Annotated in this window: 17 protein-coding genes; 4 read left to right on the top strand and 13 right to left on the bottom strand. The window is 66.6% G+C overall.

The genetic code is table 11. From position 1 onward, the window contains the following. Nucleotides 1-187 precede the first annotated feature (187 nt). From QE494_RS04295 to sucC, 7 genes are all read right to left on the bottom strand, one after another. A complete protein-coding gene (locus QE494_RS04295; RefSeq protein WP_300041671.1) occupies nt 188-2,497 on the bottom strand; it encodes a CHASE2 domain-containing protein in 2,310 nt (769 codons plus the stop codon). Between the two features lie 11 nt (nt 2,498-2,508). Further along, a complete protein-coding gene (locus tag QE494_RS04290; RefSeq protein ID WP_300041670.1) occupies nt 2,509-3,339 on the bottom strand; it encodes an FHA domain-containing protein in 831 nt (276 codons plus the stop codon). After that, nucleotides 3,327-4,133, bottom strand: a complete 807-nt coding sequence (locus tag QE494_RS04285) for a Stp1/IreP family PP2C-type Ser/Thr phosphatase (protein WP_300041669.1) — start codon at nt 4,131-4,133, stop codon at nt 3,327-3,329. The genes QE494_RS04290 and QE494_RS04285 overlap by 13 nt, the downstream gene beginning before the upstream one ends. A 56-nt stretch (nt 4,134-4,189) precedes the next feature. Continuing rightward, a complete protein-coding gene (locus QE494_RS04280; protein ID WP_300041668.1) occupies nt 4,190-6,775 on the bottom strand; it encodes a CHASE2 domain-containing serine/threonine-protein kinase in 2,586 nt (861 codons plus the stop codon). 304 nt (nt 6,776-7,079) lie between these two features. Further along, nucleotides 7,080-7,787: a TerC family protein gene (locus QE494_RS04275; protein ID WP_300041667.1), complete on the bottom strand. Its 708-nt coding sequence runs from the start codon at nt 7,785-7,787 to the stop codon at nt 7,080-7,082. A gap of 122 nt (nt 7,788-7,909) precedes the next feature. After that, on the bottom strand, nt 7,910-8,803 hold the full coding sequence (sucD, locus tag QE494_RS04270; RefSeq protein ID WP_300041666.1) for a succinate--CoA ligase subunit alpha: 894 nt from the start codon (nt 8,801-8,803) through the stop codon (nt 7,910-7,912). A gap of 17 nt (nt 8,804-8,820) precedes the next feature. Then, nucleotides 8,821-9,981, bottom strand: coding sequence for an ADP-forming succinate--CoA ligase subunit beta (gene sucC, locus QE494_RS04265; protein WP_300041665.1), 1,161 nt, complete (start codon nt 9,979-9,981; stop codon nt 8,821-8,823). Between the two features lie 172 nt (nt 9,982-10,153). Here sucC and argC point away from each other — a divergent pair, with 172 nt between their 5' ends. Continuing rightward, on the top strand, nt 10,154-11,074 hold the full coding sequence (gene argC / locus QE494_RS04260; protein ID WP_300041664.1) for an N-acetyl-gamma-glutamyl-phosphate reductase: 921 nt from the start codon (nt 10,154-10,156) through the stop codon (nt 11,072-11,074). 134 nt (nt 11,075-11,208) lie between these two features. On the opposite strand, the gene QE494_RS04255 is transcribed toward argC, so the two are convergent. The 5 genes from QE494_RS04255 to recA form a co-directional block, all read right to left on the bottom strand. Beyond that, nucleotides 11,209-12,174 (bottom strand): tripartite tricarboxylate transporter substrate binding protein, encoded by a 966-nt coding sequence (locus tag QE494_RS04255; protein ID WP_300041663.1) that lies wholly within the window; start codon nt 12,172-12,174, stop codon nt 11,209-11,211. After that, entirely contained in the window at nt 12,171-13,133 is a 963-nt protein-coding gene (locus QE494_RS04250) for an MBL fold metallo-hydrolase (protein ID WP_300041662.1), read from the bottom strand. Before QE494_RS04250 ends, QE494_RS04255 begins: the two co-directional genes overlap by 4 nt. Nucleotides 13,134-13,250: 117 nt before the next feature. Beyond that, complete coding sequence (locus QE494_RS04245) at nt 13,251-14,180, bottom strand: LysR family transcriptional regulator (RefSeq protein WP_300041661.1); 930 nt, start codon at nt 14,178-14,180, stop codon at nt 13,251-13,253. A 61-nt stretch (nt 14,181-14,241) separates the two neighbouring features. Next, nucleotides 14,242-14,796: a recombination regulator RecX gene (gene recX / locus QE494_RS04240; protein WP_300041660.1), complete on the bottom strand. Its 555-nt coding sequence runs from the start codon at nt 14,794-14,796 to the stop codon at nt 14,242-14,244. Between the two features lie 65 nt (nt 14,797-14,861). Next, nucleotides 14,862-15,926: a recombinase RecA gene (recA, locus tag QE494_RS04235; RefSeq protein ID WP_300041659.1), complete on the bottom strand. Its 1,065-nt coding sequence runs from the start codon at nt 15,924-15,926 to the stop codon at nt 14,862-14,864. Between the two features lie 175 nt (nt 15,927-16,101). Between recA and QE494_RS04230 the strand changes: the two genes are divergently transcribed. The 3 genes from QE494_RS04230 to QE494_RS04220 all read left to right on the top strand — a co-directional run bounded on the left by QE494_RS04230 (nt 16,102) and on the right by QE494_RS04220 (nt 18,967). After that, a complete protein-coding gene (locus tag QE494_RS04230) occupies nt 16,102-16,665 on the top strand; it encodes a MarR family winged helix-turn-helix transcriptional regulator (protein WP_300041658.1) in 564 nt (187 codons plus the stop codon). Nucleotides 16,666-16,802: 137 nt separating this feature from the next. Next, the gene (locus QE494_RS04225) at nt 16,803-17,477 is read left to right on the top strand and encodes a response regulator transcription factor (protein WP_300041657.1); all 675 of its coding nucleotides are present in this window, start codon (nt 16,803-16,805) and stop codon (nt 17,475-17,477) included. A gap of 35 nt (nt 17,478-17,512) precedes the next feature. Then, the gene (locus tag QE494_RS04220) at nt 17,513-18,967 is read left to right on the top strand and encodes a sensor histidine kinase (RefSeq protein WP_300041656.1); all 1,455 of its coding nucleotides are present in this window, start codon (nt 17,513-17,515) and stop codon (nt 18,965-18,967) included. Between the two features lie 100 nt (nt 18,968-19,067). Here the strand turns inward: QE494_RS04220 and QE494_RS04215 are convergent. Further along, nucleotides 19,068-19,442: SPOR domain-containing protein (locus QE494_RS04215; protein ID WP_336619423.1), on the bottom strand; the 375-nt coding region annotated here is incomplete at its 5' end.

Below are 19,442 nucleotides of genomic sequence, written 5' to 3'. Positions count from 1 at the left end.
AAGCAGGTAGACAGTTGAGACCGTCTTGTCAGCAGTTAGACACTGCCGAATCTGACGGAATCGGCTAAAAGTGTCAATTCTGATATTGCCTGACTGACTATTTTTGTCGTCTTTTTGACAAGAGCCTGAGAATTTTTGTTGGGGGGCGTTTGGGGCGGGCCATGGCGAAGACCGCCGGCGCCTGGCCTTACCCCACTCCCAGGTCGGCGATGCCATCCCACGCCGGGTCCGGCGGCTGGTGCCGGCGTAGCGCCAGACGGCGCTCGTACAGGGCGTACAGGCGCGGGCAGCTGCCCTGGCGCGCCAGGGTCTGCAGCAGGGGCGCGGCCGTAGCCCAGTCCTGTCGCCGCCACGCCACCAAGAACGCCTCCCACCCGCGCAGCTCCTGGGCCAGCGCGGTGCTGGCGGCGGCCGCGCCAGGTGGCAGCGGGCGCCACAGGGTGACCGCATCTTGCCGACCACTCAGGCGCACCGTGTCCAAGGCCTGCCAGTCGGTACCGCCGGCCTGTTGACGGGTGGCGTCACTGGCGACGATATCGACCCCATAAACCGTGGTGAGCGACTGCAGCCGGGCGCCCAGATTCACCGCGTCGCCGATCACGGTGTAGGCCCGCCGCAGGCGCGAGCCCATGTCGCCCACACACATCCGGCCGGTGCTCAGACCAATCCCGAAGCCCACGGCCGGCAGTCCACGCGCCTGATGGTCAGCGTTGATGCGACCCACCTCCTCGGCAATGCCCAGCGCCGCGCGAACCGCGAGCGCGGCATGGTCGGCCGCCGGCAGCGGGGCGCCCCAGAAGGCCATCAGGCAGTCACCCATGAACTTGTCGATGGTGCCCCGATGCGCCCGCACCACCGTGCCGAGCCGATCGAACACGCTCTGGAGCAAAGCCTGCAACTGCTCCGGGGGCAGGCTTTCGGCCAAGCGGGTGAAGCCGTGCATGTCGCAAAACATCACGGTGAGCTCCCGACTGTCCGCCCGCATGGAGTAGCGGCCGGGGTCGCGCACCATCTCCTCCACCAGCTCGGGTGGCACATAGGAGCCGAACAGCCCGACCAACGCACGCCGGCTACGGCTCTCGAAAACCCAGAGCCCGCCCAGATGCAGCAGCAGGACAGCCAGCACAGTGGCCAGGGTGGCGGCCAGCGGCAGGGCCAGTCCCGCCCACTGGTAAAGCGCCAGGTTGGACAGCACCGGCAGCACAAGCGCACCGGTCACCGCGAGCAGGCCAGGCAGGGCCGGCAGCAGCGGCAGGGCCAGGGCAAGCCCGCCGCCCATCAGCAGCACCAGGGCGGCCTCGTAGCCGACCGAGTAGTCGGGGCGGACTGGCAACTGGCCGTCCAGCATTGCGGAGAGCAAGTGGGCGTGGATCTCCACGCCGGGGAAGGCCTCGCTCACCGGGGTCGGCCGCAGGTCTTGAAGCCCGGGCGCGGAGGAGCCCACCAGAACGATGCGACCCTGGAGATGGCCGCGGGCTAGGCGACCCTCGATCAAATCGGTGGCAGACAGGTAGCGGAAGGACCCGCCCTGGGGGCCGGGCAAACCGCGGTAAGGAACCAGGGCCACCGCGCCGTCCCCTACCGGCAGCTCCAACGGGGCTCCCGAAGCAGGCCGTAGCCGCAATGCCTGCAATGGGGCCTTGCCCCCAGACACGGTCAGTCCCTGAGCGAACACCGGCTCGACGGCCGGGCGTCCCTGGAGCTCGCGGAACATCGACAGAGTCAGCGACTCATAGACCTGGCCCTGGTACTCGGCCAGCAGCGGCACCGCGCGCACCTTGCCGTCGTCGTCGATCAGTGGGTTGAAAAAGCCCGCCTGTGGCGCCGCCTGGGCCAGCAAGGGCAGGCTGGCGCCGTAGCCGCGCCAGGCGGTGAAGCGCTGGCGCCGGCCTTGCAGGGTGTCGGCGCCCATCACAGGCGTGGGCAGCTGGCCGCTGCTCTGGCCCTGCGGGTCCAGGTTGAAGTAGTAGCCCAGGACCACCGGCCGGTTGGCGATGGCGCGGGCAAAGCGGCTGTCGAAGTCCAACTCGGGCGCCAGGGTCTGCAAGCGCCGCAGGAAGGCCGGCTGGTCGGCCAGCTCGCCCGCGGCCAGTTGCTGAAGACGTGCCAGACCCGAGCTAGTGTCCGGCTCGGCGAACACCACGTCGAACCCCACCAGCGCTACCTGTTGCTGTGCGAGGAGTTCGTCCACCAGACGCGCCAGGCGGTCGCGACCCCAGGGCCAGCGCCCCTGCTCGGCCAGGCTTTTTTCGTCGATGTCGACGATGACAATGCGCGGGTCGAGCGAGTCCGCGCGGGCGATGCGCAGCCGCAGGTCGTAGACGAAATCGTCGATCCGTTGCAGCACCGGCATCGGCAGCCAGCCGCCGAGGTGAGCCAGCGCCAGCAGCACCGGCAGGAGCAGCGCGAGCCGGCGCGCCCGGGCGGCCCAGACCGCGGTGGAGCGGCCTGGCCTGCTGTCGTCACGCCCCGTGGGGAGCCTTGGCAGCCCTTTCAAGGGAAGCCTTCTCAATCGATCAGGAATTCCATCACCACGCCCGACAGGTCGAGCTGATCGCCGCTGGAGAGCGAGACGGGTTGGCGCTGGATTTCGGTGCCGTTGAGGCGGGTTGCCGGGGTGCCCTCGACATGGGCCAGGGTGTAGCTGCCGCCGCGCCGGGTGATCGCCGCGATCGCACCGCCAGGCCGGCCGATGGTGGTGACCACTTTGACCAGTTGCAGCTCACGGCCGACGGCGCCGCCCGACACGACCTTGACCCGCGCCGGCGGCGCCTCGGCAGCGGGGGCGGGCGGGGCTGCGGACGCGGCCAAAGGCGGTGGGGAAGCACCATGCCGAGGTATGGCAAGTGGCGCTCGGAGGAAGCCGCCAGCCGCCACATCGCGAGGGGCGGTTGGGGCGGTGCCGTTGGAGGGGCTGAGGGTGAGCCCTGGGGTGCTGCCTGAGGTGCTGCCTGGTGTACTGCCTGACGTAGCGCCATGGGCAAGCGAAGGCGATAGCGAAGGGCTGCTCCCGGACCGCACCAGCATGGTCCGCTCGAAGTCGGCGGTCGGGACCTCGTCGATGTAGCGCAGGCGGTACTTGCCGATGTCGATGCTGTCCTGGTGCTGCAGCGGCGCGCGCTGGACCGCGCGGCCGTTGAGGAAGGTGCCGTTGGTGCTGCCCAGATCCTCGAGGAAGCTGCCCGCAGGCCCGCGCAGGATGGCGGCGTGGTCGCCGCTGACCGCCAGGTTGTCGATGACCAGGTCGTTGTGCGGGCGGCGTCCGATGGTGGTTCGCTCGCGATTGAGCTGGACATCGCGGAGCGTCAGACCGTCGAGGGTGATGATCAGTCGGGGCATGGTTGAGGTTCTCCCTTTGCTGCATGGGTCTGCTGTGCGTCGGACCGGACGACCCCGAGGGCCTCGGCCAGCAGCACGGTGATGTTGTCCCGCCCGCCCGCTGCGTTGGCGGCGGCCACCAAGTCGGTCCCGCGCCGCGCCAGCCCGGGCTGGCGCGCGAGGGCGGCGGCGATCTGTGTGTCGGCCAGCATGTCGGTGAGGCCATCCGAACAGAGGAGGAGACAGTCGCCGGCGGCAACGCGGTGCTCATGGAGCTCAAGATCCACACGGGGCTCGATGCCCAAGGCACGGGTGATGAAGTTGCGCTGGGTGGATGCCGCCGCTTCGGCCGGCGTCAAAAGACCGGCGTCGAGCTGCGCCTGCAGCAGGGAGTGGTCGCGTGTGAGTTGCTCGAGTTGCTGCCCACGCCAGCGGTAGGCGCGGGAGTCACCGATGTGGCCGAGGAAGAGGCGGTCATCGCGAAACACCGCCAGCACCAGGGTCGTGCCCATACCTTGGTACGCAGGGCGGGCCTGGGCAACGGCGAGGATGGCGCGGTTGGCCTCGGACACGCTGTCGGCCATTGCCTGCCGAATGGCGGAGGCTGGCGTCTCGGGGACTGCGCTGGCCAGCCAGTGACCCAGCGAGGTGCCGATGCTGGCGACCGCCATGCCGGCGGCCACCTCCCCTGCGTTGTAGCCCCCCATGCCATCGGCCAGGATCGCCAGCGCATGCGCCTCGTCGATCAGCAGCGCATCCTCGTTGTTCGCTCGCGCCCTCCCGGTGTCGGTGCGGCTGCTGAAGGCGTAATGCATGGATGAAGTCTCGGGGGGCTGTGTGGGTCTGGTCGTGACGGTGGCTGCGCTTGCCATCAGGTGGCCGGCGCCGGATCGGTCGGGGTGGCGCTGGCGGGCGGCCACGGGTCGGCGTTGGCGGTGCCGGCGCCATCCGCACGGGTAGCTGCATCCGTACCGCTGACGCTGGCGCTGGTGTTGGCCGGCGCCGGCCAGTGGTCGAGGCAGGCCTCCAGCGCAGCCGCGAGGGCCGCGCCGTCGGGGTAGCGCTCGCCCGGCAACTTGCGCAGCAACCGGGCCAGGATCTCAGCCAGGGCAGGCGGCAGGTCGGGGCGCAGAAGACGCAGGTCGGGCGCTTCTTGGTGGGTGATCTGGTACATCAGCTCGGGGAGGGTCTCTGCCTCAAAGGGGAGCCGTCCCATCAGGAGCTGAAACAGCGTCGCGCCCAGCGCGTAGAGGTCGCTGCGGCCGTCGACCGTCTGCCCCGCGAGCTGCTCGGGCGCCATGTAGCCGGGCGTCCCCAACAAGGTGCCGGCGCGGGTGCGGGCCTGGTCGGCCAGGCGGGCGATGCCGAAGTCGGTGACCTTGAGCAGGTCCTGCTCCGGCACCCACAGCAGATTCGCCGGCTTGATGTCCCGGTGGACCACTCCGAGCCGATGCGCGTGCGCCAGCGCCTGCGCGACCCGCAGGCCAAAACCGACCACCTCGCGGGCTGGCAGGAGCTGCCCCGGTCGGGCGTGGGCCGAAAGATCGTGCCCAGGGACGTACTCCATGGCGATGTAGGCCAGGTCCTGCTCTTCGCCGGCGTCATAGATCGTGACGATGCCCGGGTGGGCGAGACGGCCGGCCGTCTCGGCCTCGCGGAAGAAACGTGCGCGCGCCTCGGTCAGCGCCTCTCCCTCGAAGGCCTCGCCCAGGGCCAGCGTCTTGATGGCCACGGGCCGGCCGATCTTGGGGTCTTGACCCAGGTAGACCATGCCCATGGCGCCCTGGCCAAGGACTTTGTCCAGCCGGTAGCGACCCAGGGTCGGCAGCTCCAGGGTTGGGTCGTCCAGAACCAGGGTGCCGCCGGGATGGGCGGTGCCGCGGCCCAGCATCACCACGTCCGCGGCGCGACGTGCCCGCTCGCGCCGCTCGGTCAGGTCGGCATAGCCCGGGTCGTAGGCCGACATGTGCGCGTACACCGATTCCGCTTTGTTGAACTGCCGGCGGCGCTCGAAATCCAGGGCCAGCTGATACAGGTTGTCCATCACCTGCGGGCCGAGCGGGACCCGCCGGAAGCGGTCGAAGGCCATGTCCGGCTGGCCCTGGCCCAGCAATGCCAGTCCCATCAGCCGGTGCGCGTCGGCCGACTCGTCATCGGCTTGCCGCTTGCCGGCCTCGGTCAGCAGGAAGCGGCGGGTGGTCAGCGCCAAATGACCCAGCAACAAGAAGACAGCAGGAAAGACTAGCGGCAACCAGTACCCGGCGGCGGCCAGCAGCAGCCATTCACCCAGGACCAGGGCCGCCAGCCCGAAGGCGGTGGTGACCGCGCCCGCGCCAGCCCCGAGACGCGGCAGGCCCCAGCCGAGGTAGGCCAGCACGGCCAGCGCCAGGCCCCAGGTCAGGGGCGGCCCCCAGGGCGGCTGCACAAAGCCGTGGCCGCCCAACAGGCTGGAGATGACATGGGCCAGACGCTCGGGTGGCGACAGGGCCGGGTAGCCCGGCGCCGCGATCGACGCGCCAACCCCGGCGGCCGTGGTGCCGATGACGACGATGCGATCGGCAAAGCGCGCCGGCGGCACCTGACCTGCCAGGACCTCGTGGACCGCCTCTACTGGGAACGGCGCTCGGCCGCCTGCCTGCGGATAGAACTGAGACAAGATCGCATATCTGTTGTCAGTGGGTACTTGCATCTTTCCCAGGCGAAGTGCAGCGTCGCCGGCTGTGCCCCAGTCATCAGGGCCAAGGCGAAGAGCGCGACCCGCCGCCAGCAGGGCGAGGGAGGGAACGACACGGTCGTCCAGACGCAGAAGCAGGGGGTCGCTGCGGGCCACCCCGTCGGCGTCCGGCATCAGGTTCAGGTGACCGACGCCGGCAGCGGCCCGGCCCAGGGGGGCCAGCGGGAACTGGCCGCGCAGGGCGGCGGGCGCCGATTCGCCCCCACCGGCGGCAGCAGGCCGGGCGGTGGGAGCCAGGTAGTCGGGAAGTGGGGTGTCACTGGGTCCGGCCGGCGCACCGAGGGTGAACACCGCCGGCAGCAGGACATTGCCAGCCCGGACCAGACTGGCTGCCAGCCGCGAGTCGGCATCAAGCTCCGCTTCGGCCTCGGCAGCCAGGCGCGCAAGGGGGGCCGCAGCGGAGCCAGTCTGGGTCGCCAACTCATGAAAGCGGCGGATGTAGGCCAGGCCCCGGTCGGCTTGGGGCTCAAGGAACAGGGTGGTGTGAACAATCGCCCGGGGTCGGCCCTCGGCGATACGGTCGATCAGCTGGGCGTGGATGTCGCGCGGCCAGGGCCAGCGGCCAAGGCGGGCGATGCTGGTGTCGTCAACAGCAACGACCACCACACGGTCAGAGGGAGGTGGCGCGGCCCAGGTACTGGCCGCATCGAAAAGGCGGCGCTCGAGGGCGGCGATGGCGTCGGTGGCCAGGTGGAGCCCGACCACCAGAGCGCCGACCGCCAAGGCCAGGGCAGCGTCCGCACCCCGCCGGACACGCCACCCTGTTCGGATTCCCGCACTTGCCAAGCCCTACTCCCTCGTGCTGGGCCGCGACCGGCACCCCCAGAGGGCATGCCGGTCGCGGCACCGAACCGCACCAGACAGCCGGCGCGGAACGAATATTCACACGAAAGTTAACAGAGCCGGAGGCCGCGAGCAAGCCGGCCGGTGGGGGTGGCCGAACTCACACGCCTGGGGACAGCGCGGGAGGCGCCCCGAAACCGCTTCCACAGCCGGCAAGGCAGCCCGGCCAGGGGGACCTGAAAATTCAGGCGGGCGACTGATCCCGGTCGTCGGGCTTGCGCCCGGCGTACTTGCCGATCGCCAACACAAGGAGCGCACCCGCCAGGGCTGCACCGTACTCCCAGACCTTCTCGTCCGGGAAGTAGGGCTTGACGGCCGGGTCGGTCACGGCCATTTGGCCAGCGATCCAGCCCAGCAGCATGCCGCCCAGGGTGATGATCATCGGGAAACGGTCCATCAGTTTGAGGACGATCTGGGAGCCGGCGACGATGATCGGAATGCTCACGAGAAGACCGAAGATGACCAGACCCAGCTGGTGCTGGCCGGCGCTCTCGGCTGCGCCAGCGATGGCCAGCACGTTGTCGACGCTCATCACCAGATCGGCCACGATCACCGTCTTGACCGCGCCCCAGAGCTTGTCGGAAGACTGGATGTTGCCGTGCTCTTCCTCATCTTGGGGAATCAGCAGCTTGGCGCCGATCCATACCAGCAGCACAGCACCGACCAGCTTGAGGTAGGGGACAGCGAGAAGCGCCAGGGCAAAGGCAATCAGGACGACCCGAAGGATGATCGCACCCGCGGTACCGTAAATGATGCCCATGCGGCGCTGCTGCGGCGGCAGGCCCCGGCAGGCGAGCGCAATGACGACCGCATTGTCGCCACCGAGCAGGATGTCGATCAGGATGATCTGGCCGACAGCGATCCAGAAATTCGGGGAGGAAAGAGCTTCCATGCGAGGACGCGCTGAATTCTTTCAGCGTTGTAAGAAATGGAAAGGGCCGATTGTCACCGAGGACAACCGGCCCTGCATTGTGGAAGCCCCCTATATCCAGGGATCCCGTGAGAACCTGCGTATTACAGCAGGGACTTCAGCAGACGCCCCATTTCAGAGGGGTTGCGGGTGATCGTGAAGCCGCACTCTTCCATGATCGCGAGCTTGGCGTCGGCGGTGTCGGCGCCGCCAGCGATCAGCGCGCCGGCGTGGCCCATGCGCTTGCCGGGAGGGGCGGTGACGCCGGCGATGAAGCCGACGATCGGCTTTTTCATGTTGGCCTTGCACCAGCGGGCGGCGTCGGCCTCGTCGGGGCCGCCGATCTCGCCAATCATGATGACAGCGTCGGTGTCCGGGTCGTCGTTGAAGGCCTTCATCACGTCGATGTGCTTGAGGCCGTTGATCGGGTCGCCACCAATGCCCACGGCGCTCGACTGGCCAATGCCCAGGTCGGTGAGCTGAGCCACGGCTTCATAGGTCAGCGTGCCGGAGCGCGAGACCACGCCGATGCGGCCCTTCTTGTGAATGTGGCCGGGCATGATGCCGATCTTGATCTCGTCGGGCGTGATGAGACCCGGGCAGTTGGGGCCCAGCAGCAGGGTGCGCTTGCCACCGGCGGCCTCTTTGGCCTTCATCTTGTTGCGCACTTCGAGCATGTCCTTGACCGGAATGCCCTCGGTGATGCAGATGGCCAGGTCGAGGTCGGCCTCGACCGCTTCCCAGATGGCGGCGGCCGCGCCCGCGGGGGGCACGTAGATCACCGAGACGGTGGCGCCGGTTTGCGAGGCGGCTTCCTTGACCGAGGCGTAGATCGGGATGTTGAAGATCTTCTCGCCGGCCTTCTTGGGGTTCACACCCGCCACGAAGCAGTTCTTGCCGTTGGCGTATTCCTGGCACTTCTCGGTGTGGAATTGGCCGGTCTTGCCCGTGATGCCCTGGGTGATGACCTTGGTGTCTTTGTTGATGTAGATCGACATGTGGATTCCTTCAGGGCTTACTTGAGCGCAGCCACGACTTTTTGCGCGGCTTCGGCCATGGAGTCGGCGCTGATGATGGGAAGGCCCGATTCGGCCAGCATCTTCTTGCCCAGTTCCTCGTTGGTGCCCTTCATGCGCACGACCAGCGGCACGGAGAGGTTGACCGCCTTGCAGGCGGTGATCACGCCGGTGGCGATGGTGTCGCACTTCATGATGCCGCCGAAGATGTTGACCAAAATGGCCTTGACCTTGGGGTTCTTGAGCATGATCTTGAACGCTTCGGTCACCTTCTCGGGGGTGGCGCCGCCGCCCACGTCGAGGAAGTTGGCCGGCTCGGCACCGAACAACTTGATGGTGTCCATGGTCGCCATGGCCAGACCGGCGCCGTTCACGAGGCAGCCGATGTTGCCGTCGAGGCTGATGTAGGCGAGGTCGAATTTAGACGCCTCGATCTCGGCGGGGTCTTCCTCGTCGAGATCACGCAGGGCGACGATGTCGGGATGGCGGAACAGCGCGTTGGAATCGAAGTTGAACTTGGCGTCCAGGGCGATGATGTTGCCCTTGCCGTCGCGGTTCAGGGGGTTGATCTCCACCAGCGAGGCGTCGGTGTCCATGTAACAGGTGTAGAGCTTCTGGCACACGTCGATGAACTGGGCGACGGAGTCGGCAGGCATGCCCACGCCCTTGGCGAGCTGCTGGCCCTGCTCGGGCGTGAGGCCTTGGAGGGGGTCAACGAACACGGTGAGGATTTTCTCGGGAGTGGAATGGGCCACTTCCTCGATGTCCATGCCGCCTTCGCTGGAGGCAATGAAGGCCACCTTCTGCGTGGCGCGGTCGGTGACCACGGAGAGGTAATACTCTTTTTGAATGTCAGCGCCGTCTTCGATATAGAGGCGCCGCACCTTCTGGCCCTCGGGGCCGGTCTGGTGGGTCTTGAGCTGCATGCCCAGGATTTCGCCGGCCAGTCGCTTGACGTCATCAATCGACTTGGCGACCTTCACGCCGCCACCCTTGCCACGGCCACCGGCGTGGATCTGGGCCTTGACCACCCACACGGGGCCGCCAAGCTTTTGCGCGGCTTCCACCGCCTCTTGCACCGTGAACGCGGGAATGCCACGCGGAACGGGCACGCCAAAGCTGCGCAAGATCTCCTTGCCCTGGTACTCGTGAATCTTCATGCGGATGTCTCTCTTGAGAAACTTGTCTGGGGTGCCCGGCGGAGAGGAAAACAGGCCGGGTGTCGGGTGCCTGATAGCAGCCGACGACTGTATCATGCTGCACAGCACCAATCCTGCGCGGCTCATCTTCCGTGGCGCTTACACACGGCCCTCATTCACAAGAGCTTTGCCCATGTCCAAAGTCTTCATCGACGGCGAGGCCGGTACCACCGGCCTCCAGATCCGCGAGCGCCTCGCGCACATGCCCGCCGTGCAGGTGGTGAGCATCGACCCGGCGCGCCGCAAGGACCCCGAGGCCAAGCGCGAATTGATCGCCGGTGTGGACCTGGTGATCCTGTGCCTGCATGACGATGCTGCGCGCGAAACGGCCGAGATGGTCTCCGCGATTGAAAAAGCCCAGGGCCATGGCCCGCGCATCATCGACGCCTCTACCGCACACCGCACGGCCGAGGGATGGGTGTATGGTTTTCCAGAGCTGGCCCGCGGCCAAGCAGAAGCCGTGCGGACGGCACGCCGGGTGAGCAACCCTGGCTGCTACGCCACTGGTGCCATCGCCCTCTTGCGCCCACTGGTCGACGCCGGCCTGGTACCGCGCGACTTTCCGCTGGCCCTGCCCTCGGTCTCGGGCTACTCCGGCGGCGGCCGCAGCATGATCGAGGACTACGAGGCGGGCCGCGCCCCGGCCTTCGAGCTCTACGCGCTGGGCCTGTCGCACAAGCACCTGCCCGAAATCATGAAGTACACCGGCCTGTCGCGCCGGCCGATCTTCACGCCCTCGGTGGGCAACTTCCGCCAGGGCATGCTGGTGCAGTTGCCGCTGCACCTGGACCTGCTGCCCGGCAAACCGAGCGTGCAAGACCTGCACGCGGCGCTCGCCCGGCACTACGCCGGCAGCGAATGGGTGACCGTGGAGCCGGCCACCGACAGCGGCAAGCTCGACGCGCTGGCGCTGCAAGACACCAACAAGATGGAACTGCGCGTCTACGGCAACGCCGAGTACGGCCACGCGGTGGCCGTGGCCCGTCTGGACAACCTGGGCAAGGGCGCCAGCGGCGCGGCGGTGCAGAACTTGAGATTGATGCTGGGGGTTTGAAGCGAAGCGCTTCGTACTTCATTGCGCGAGAAATAAACAACCGACAAGGTCGCGCCGGGATCGCCTTCAGAGAGGCCAGCCGGGCCAACAAAGTCGGTCAATGCGCGCAGGGTGACCTGCGATCTGCAGCGGGCTCAATCCGCCTTGATACCCGCCTCACGGACAATGCGTGCGTAGAGCGGTGCCTCCTTGCGCATGGCATCGGCCAGTTGGGCCGCAGTCCCGCCCTCGGGGTCAAAGGCCAGCGCCTGCAGCCTCGCGGCCACTGCAGGCGCCCGCAAGGCAGCATTGAGCGCCTCGTTCAGGCGGGTGACGATGGGCGCAGGGGTTCCAGCGGGGGCGAACAGAGCAAACCACAGATTGACGTCGACACCGGATACGCCGGCCTCCTTGAAGGTGGGAACTTCGGGGGCCAAATTCGAACGCACGCTTCCCGTCACCGCCAGGGCGACGAGCTTGCCGCTTTTCATGTGCGGTAACGCATTCGAAACGCCAGCGATCGTCAGTGGCACGCGCCCCGCGAGGGTCTCAGCGAGCGCCTGCTGGGGCCCTTTGAAAGGGACATGCTCCATGGGCAGGGCCGCTGTGCGTCCCAGAAGCTCGACCGTCAAATGGGCTGCAGAGCCTACGGCGGGCGACCCATACATCACCGCTTGCGGTGTTCGCTTGGCATAAGCCAGCAAGTCGCTCAGTGAACGAACATTCAACTCGGCGCTTGCGACAAGCAGGTTAGGCGCGGAAGCCACCAAGCCCACAGGCGCCAGATCTTTGAAAACGTCGTAAGAGGTCTTGTACAGGGATGGCGTGATCACCAGCGTGTTCGAGGACAACAAAACGGTGTACCCATCAGGGGCTGCACGGGCGGCAGCCTCGGTGCCGAGGATGCCACCCGCACCGCCTTTGTTGTCTATGACCGCCGTGGTGTTCAACGCAGTTGCCATGTGGTCGAAGACCAGCCGCGCCAGCACGTCGGCCGCACCGCCTGCGCCAGCAGGAACAATCACCCGGATCGGCTTGGCGGGATAGGGTTGGGCATGCACCGCTGTAGCGGCGGCAGCGACTGCAAAGGTCAAAAGCGCAATGCGCAGTGAACGAATCATTTGCGGGCTCCATGGGTATCTTGGACGATCGCCTCTTGGGCGGACTTGGGCGGGCCTGGGTGGAATAACCGGACTTCATCGCCCACCAGGACTTCCATGCGATCCAGCGCAAGCTCGACGTCGCCGCCGTACCCTGCCCTGACGCGCTTGAGGATGTCGTACTGCGTCACCCGCCATAGGCTGATGTGATTGAGCAGCGTCATCCTCGGGCTGGCGAGGCGGCAGATTTCATTCATCTGCTCAGGGCTCGTATGAATTGATTGAATTCGACGCGTGATCTCGTTGTGCGCCAGCTGCTGTTGGGACGCGCCGGCAATCTCATGAATCAAAACGTCACAGTCCTTGGCGTGCCGCACGACGTTTTCGGAAAAGGTGGTATCTCCCGAAAGCACGATCTTGCGTCCTCGGCACTCCACGACAAAGCCGTAGGCAGGCTTGACGTCGGGGCCATGGTCGACCAGGAAGGCCTCCACGCGAACGCCGTCCTCGTCGAAAACGACCCCCTCCTCGAACTCCTGCACTTCGATCGAGCTTCCCGCCGGCAAAGCCGTTTCGTACTTGGACCTGGCCGAGAGGTCAAAGTGGTGAAATTCTTTGATGCCGTTGACGGTGCGTTGCGTTCCCACCGGACCACGCAGCCGCAAGGGGTGTTGACGGTGCAGGACGAACCATCCTGTCATCCAAAAGTCGGACAGGCCGCAAATATGGTCTGAGTGCAGGTGGGTAAAGAAGACATCGCGGACCTCGGGTACCGCAATTCCGCATTCGAACATCCGCTGCAGTGTCGCGCGACCCGTGTCAAAGAGAAGCCAACGCCCGTTTGCCCGGATCAGCGTGGAAATTCCGTGCCTGTGCACCGACAACGACGGGCTGCCCGTGCCGAGCGTCCAGATATGAACGTGATCTTCCAGGGGCGCATTCAGATGCACCCCCATGTATTGATGGTCTAGGGCCGACATGCCAAGCGATCGATCCGGAAACTGACTCAATTCAGTCTACGCAGTGCGCAGCCGCGCGTCGAACGGAACGTATCGCACGCACAGTTCTCTTTTTTAGATCGCAACTGGGGTCTTTTCTCAGGCCGCCAGTCCTTCTACCAGCGTCTTCAGTATCCCGGCGAGCGCCAGGCTTGCCGGAGGGAGCAGGCTGTCTTGGCGGGTAAAAAGCACGAGCCGCTGCACGGTTCCACCGAGTTCCCGGACAGGTACGAAAACAAGCCCGCCCTGGCTGATCTCGCTTTCGACTCCGATACGCGTCTTGACGGCCACCCCAAGACCTTCGCGGGCCAGCCGGCTGATAACCGTGACGGAGTTTGTCTCTAGGCGCGGCATGAGCCGCAAGTCATCACGTCCCAGGGCATGCTCCAGCATGGCGCGAATCGCAATAGAGCGCCCAGGCAGCAGCAGAGGCAACCCAGTGTCTGCCAGCTCTCGCAGGCGGAGGCTCTTTCGCTTGGCCAGCGGGTGATCGCTGCGAAAAATGGCACCAATGGCAAGGTCTGCGCTGGCCAGTTCCTTGACTCGCGGTGACTCCTGCGTTGCGTAGGCCAAGCCGAGATCGAACTCTCCGCGATCGACGGCATCGAAGGCTGCGACCGAACTGCTGATGTGCATGTTGAGCCGGATACCGGGCCATTGCGACCAAAGGGTAGACAGCACGCCTGCCACGGGACCAAGCCCGATGCCCTCGACTGTGGCAAGAGACGCCTTTCCGCTTTGCTGGCCCTGAAGGCTTTGCACGAAGCTACGGCCACGCTCGATCTCGGTTGCTGCTCGGCGGACATGGTGCAGCAGCGTCTCGCCGGCGCTGGTGAGGGCGAGCCCGCGAGGAAGCCGCTGGAACAAGGGCAGTCCGAGTTCTTCTTCCAAGGCGGTGATCTGGTGACTCACTGCCGAGGGCACGACGCACAACTCGGTAGCTGCCTTTCGAATGGATTTGTGCTGTGCGACCGCCTCGAAATGGAGGTAGGCGATGGAGTGCAGCGAGGAGCGACGGATACGTTTCATTTGGCTGGGGTGGAGGGACTGGAGAAAGTTAGCGTCCATAACCTTGCGTTCGCAAGGTGCCCTAGTCTCGCTCACGAACCTTCGACAGCACTTGATGGATCACTTCGCCGCCAAAGCCTCGGGCCGCGAGGAAGCGTGAATGCCGGGCGCGCTCGGCGGCGTCGCGTGGGACCTCGCCACCGAAACGTCGGGACCAGACCTCGCGCGCACGCTCGACCTCCGTCCCCTTGAGCGTCTCCATCGCCTGCGAGACCAAGCTGGCATCTAGGCCCTTGGCCTGCAGCTCCTGCTTGAGCCGGCCCATGCCCAGGCGCGCCGCGCGGCGGTGAATGACCGACTCGGCGGCGCGTTCGTCGCTGATGAAGCCCTTGGCCTGCAGCTCGTCGAGCGCCTGTTGCAGCTCGCCCGGCGTCTCTTCATGCGGCGCGAGCTTGCGCTCGAGTTCCTTGCGCGAATGCTCGCGGTTGGACAGCAGGCGCAAGGCCCGGCCCTTGAGGGACAGCGTGAAGCCCGGCTTGCGCGCGGGCCGTGCATCGCCGGGGTGCAGCAGCGCCGCCTCGCCGGGCGGCCCGTCTTGGGGCGGCCTGGCGCCGAAGGAGCGAGAGCCTGCGGACATGGCGCGTGAGAGATGAAAAAACCCGACCCCGCCGATTGGCATCAGCACGGGCCGGGCACAGGAGATTACTTGGCGTCTTCGCCTTCGAGGGCGGCGGGCAGCAGGGCGATGTCGAGCGACTCGCGAATCTTGTTTTCGATCTCGCGGGAAAGCTCGGGGTTCTCACGCAAAAATTCGCGGGCGTTGTCGCGGCCCTGGCCGATCTTTTCGCCGCTGTAGGCATACCAGGCGCCCGACTTGTCGATGATGCGGGCGTTGACGCCCATGTCGATCACCTCGCCCTCGCGTGAGATGCCCTCGCCGAAGAGGATGTCGAATTCAGCCGTCTTGAACGGAGGTGCCACCTTGTTCTTGACCACCTTGACCTTGGTCTCGTTGCCAATCGCCTCTTCGCCCTTCTTGATGGTGCCGGTGCGGCGGATGTCCAGGCGAACCGAGGCGTAGAACTTGAGCGCGTTGCCGCCGGTGGTGGTTTCAGGGCTGCCGAACATCACGCCGATCTTCATGCGGATCTGGTTGATGAAGATGACCATGCAGTTGGTCTTCTTGATGGTGGCGGTCAACTTGCGCAGGGCCTGACTCATGAGGCGGGCCTGCAGGCCGGGCAGGGAGTCGCCCATTTCGCCCTCGATTTCAGCCTTGGGGGTGAGTGCGGCCACCGAGTCGACCACGATCAGGTCGACCGCGCCGGAGCGAACCAGGCTGTCGACGATTTCGAGCGCTTGCTCGCCGGTGTCGGGTTGGGAGATCAGCAGGTCGGGCAGGTTCACGCCTAGCTTTTGCGCGTACTGCACGTCCAGCGCGTGCTCGGCATCGACAAAGGCGCAGGTGCCGGCCTGTTTTTGCATTTCAGCGATGACCTGCAGGGTCAGGGTGGTCTTGCCCGAGGACTCGGGGCCGTAGATCTCGATCACGCGGCCGCGGGGCAGGCCGCCCACGCCCAAGGCGATGTCCAGGCCCAGCGAGCCGGTGGAGACGACCTGGATGTCCTCGATCTTCTCGCCCTCGCCCAGGCGCATGATGGTGCCCTTGCCGAACTGCTTCTCGATCTGGGCCAGAGCCGCCTGCAGGGCCTTGGATTTTTCGCTGTCGGCGCTGCCGATCTTGCTGCCCTTGACTTGAACGTCCATGAGAATCTCCTTGTGGATCAATCGGTTACTGGTCTGGTGGCCATCTGTGTCGAGCGCCGGGGAGAGGCTGTCTCGAACTACAGGCTGGATGCGTGATCAGTACTTTAGCGAGTTGTATCTGGATTGGAAGCCTTTTTTTGATCAGTTTGCCTGACTAAAAAGCTAGTATCCGGGGATGCCAAAAACCCCGCCCCCACCAGGCCGCACCGGGCCTAGAACCGACTCGGGCCCTGCACAACCGCCCGTCTCTGAGGGCCAGCGGTCGGGCCCGGCCGACGAGGGCTGGCGCCTCGACCATCTTGGCCGCCTGCTGGGCCACGCGATGCGCCGCTTTGACGATCGGGTGCTCTACCTGATGGCACACGACCTCGACGTGCCTCTGGCCTTGTCCAACCTGGCGGCGCGCGCCCAGGTGGGTGCGGCGCATGTTCACATCACCCGGCACCTCTCACTCAAAGGCTCGCGCCTCACCGAGCTGGCTCAGGCCGCGGGAATGAGCAAACAGGCGATGGCCGACCTGGTGTCGCAATGCGAAGCCTGGGACCTGGTCACCCGGGTGGCCGACCCGCGCGATGGCCGCGCGCGCCTGGTGTGCTTCACGCCCACCGGCCTGGCCTGGCTGGCGGCCTTTCGCAAGGCGGTGGCCCAGGCCGAGGCCGAGTTCCGAAGCGAGGTGGGCCAGGACATCGCGACCGTGGTGGCGATGGGGCTGGAGGCCTACGCAGGACCGGCCGCCTGAACGCTGCGCAGCGTCGATCCGCGGGCGATACCCGTCGACACAACAGGAGGCGGGCGGGGCAGGGTCGCGCTCTAGAATCAACCCACACAACAGCGCCGCGAATCAGCAGCGGGCGACTCGAGCGGAAGGAGACGGAGATGCGCATCCTCATTGCCGAAGATGACCAGGTCTTGGCCGACGGCCTGCTGCGAAGCCTGCGAGCCTCAGGGGCGGCGGTGGACCATGTGGCCAGCGGCACCGAAGCCGACGCCGCGCTGATGACGAACAACGAGTTCGACCTTCTCATTCTCGACCTCGGCCTGCCGCGTATGCACGGCCTCGAGGTGCTGCGCCAGCTACGTGCCCGGGGCTCCGCCCTCCCGGTCCTCATCCTCACCGCCGCCGACAGCGTGGACGAGCGCGTGAAAGGCCTGGACTTGGGCGCCGACGACTACATGGCCAAGCCCTTTTCCCTGCAGGAATTGGAGGCGCGGGTGCGCGCACTGACCCGACGCGGCATGGGGGGTGCCACCAGCACGATCAAGCACGGCCCGCTGGTCTACGACCAAGCCGGTCGGGTGGCCACCATCGACGGCCGCATGGTCGAACTCTCGGCCCGTGAGCTGGGACTGCTGGAGGTGCTGCTGCAGCGCGCCGGCAGGCTGGTGAGCAAAGACCAGCTCGTTGAGCGCCTGTGCGAATGGGGCGAGGAGGTCTCGAACAACGCGATCGAGGTCTACATCCACCGCCTGCGCAAAAAGATCGAAAAAGGGCCGATCCGCATCGCCACGGTGCGCGGTCTGGGCTATTGCCTCGAGAAGATCCCGGGCTGAGGCCCATCAGACCCCGCTGAGACAGCACCTTTCCCATGCGTATCTTCCAGGGCGAGCAGCGCTCGCTGTTCGGCGAAATTCTGGACTGGATGCTCACGCCGCTGCTACTGCTGTGGCCGGTGAGCCTGGCCCTGACCTGGCTGGTGGCGCAGAGCATCGCCGGCAAGCCCTTCGACCGGGCGCTTGAGTACAACGTACAGGCGCTGTCCCAGCTGGTGACGGTGCAGCAAGGTAGGCCCAGCTTCAACCTGCCCGGGCCGGCGCGCGAGATCTTGCGCGCGGACGATGCCGACCAAGTTTATTACCAGGTGATGGCCGCCAGCGGCGAGCTGCTGAGCGGCGACCGCGACATGCCGCCACCGCCCAAGGGCGAGACACCCATGACCGCAGAGGTCCTCCTGCGCGACGACGAGATGCGCGGTTTGGAGGTTCGGGTGGCCTACACCTGGGTGCAGCTCGAGAACGGACTCCCACGGCCTGCCCTGGTGCGGGTGCAGGTGGCCGAAACCCGGGAGAAGCGCTCGGTGCTGGCTACCGAGATCATCAAGGGGGTGATGCTGCCGCAATTCGTCATCCTGCCGCTGGCGGTATTGCTGGTCTGGCTGGCGCTGGTGCGCGGAATCCAGCCGCTGTCGCGGCTTGAAGAGCGCATTCGGGCGCGCCGGCCCGACGACCTCTCGCCGCTGGACGATCGCGCCGTGCCGATGGAGGTGGCGCCCCTGGTGTCCTCAGTGAACGACCTGCTGACCCGGCTCAAGGAATCCATCGCCGCCCAGAAACGTTTCTTGGCGGATGCGGCCCACCAGCTCAAGACCCCGCTGGCTGGCCTGCGCATGCAGGCCGATCTGGCACAGCGGGAGGGCAATGACGCCGAAGAACTCAAGCAGTCCCTCAAACAGATCGGCCGCGCCAGTATCCGCGCCACCCACACGGTGAACCAGTTGTTGTCGCTGGCCAGAGCGGAGGGTAGCGGCCGGCCGGTGTTGCTGCAGGACTGCAATCTGGCCGAGATCACGATGGAGGTGGTGCGCGACGCGCTGCCACGGGCCATGGACAAGGGCCTGGACCTGGGCTACGACGGCGCCACGCCCCAGACCGCGGGTGTTGTGCTTCAGGGGAACCGCACCCTGATCAAGGAGGCGGTGAGCAACCTGGTCGACAACGCACTGAACTACACGCCCTCCAGCGCGCAGCAGCCGGGCATCGTCACCGCGCGGGTGCTGGCCGACCCCTTCGGCCAGGTGCTGGTGCTGCAGGTCGAGGACACCGGCCCTGGCATCCCGCCTGGCGAACGGGAATTGGTCTTCCAGCCCTTTTACCGGGCCCTGGGCACCAACGTCGATGGCTCGGGCCTGGGCTTGTCCATCGTGCGCGAAATCGCGCGCCAGCACCATGCAGAAATCCAGGTGGAGACGGCGCATGCAGTGGGGCCGTTGCAGGGGACACGCATCAGCCTGCGCTTCCAGCTGAAGGACAGGCCGGGGACCTGAAGCGGCCGAGCTCGGGCATACGCCGGGCCGACGCGGCACCTGTCAGAGCAACTGCGAATTCGACAGACGGCAGGTGCAGCGCGCACCCAAGAATGAAAACTCAGCGGCAGGGTCGCAGCGCTTGGCCACTGAGCAGAGGCTGCAACTCGGCCAAGCGTGGGCGCAGGGCGTCGTCGACAGCCGGCAGTCGCAGCGCCAGGCCGCGCAGCTCGGGCCGCTCCAGAACCACACGGGCAGTGCGCACGCCGCGGGCTGCCAGGGCCTCGAGTTGGGCGTTGGCCGCGTCCTGGCTAGGAAAGCCGCCCAGCGACAACCCAGGCTCGAGCGCAGGGTTGGCGACCGCCTCGAACACCACGCCGCGCCCACGCAGCTCGGCCCGCTTGCGCTCCAGGGCGCGGGCGTCGGGGTACTTGCCCATGTAGATGATCCAGCGGCCCGCCTCGACCGCAGTGTCCAGGCTCCAACTGCCCGCTGG

The organism is Ramlibacter sp., assembly GCF_029866045.1.
In the GTDB taxonomy this organism is placed as follows: domain Bacteria; phylum Pseudomonadota; class Gammaproteobacteria; order Burkholderiales; family Burkholderiaceae_C; genus Ramlibacter.
Note: the sequence above shows the minus strand (reverse complement) of the source record. Positions and strands in the feature narration are given on the sequence as shown.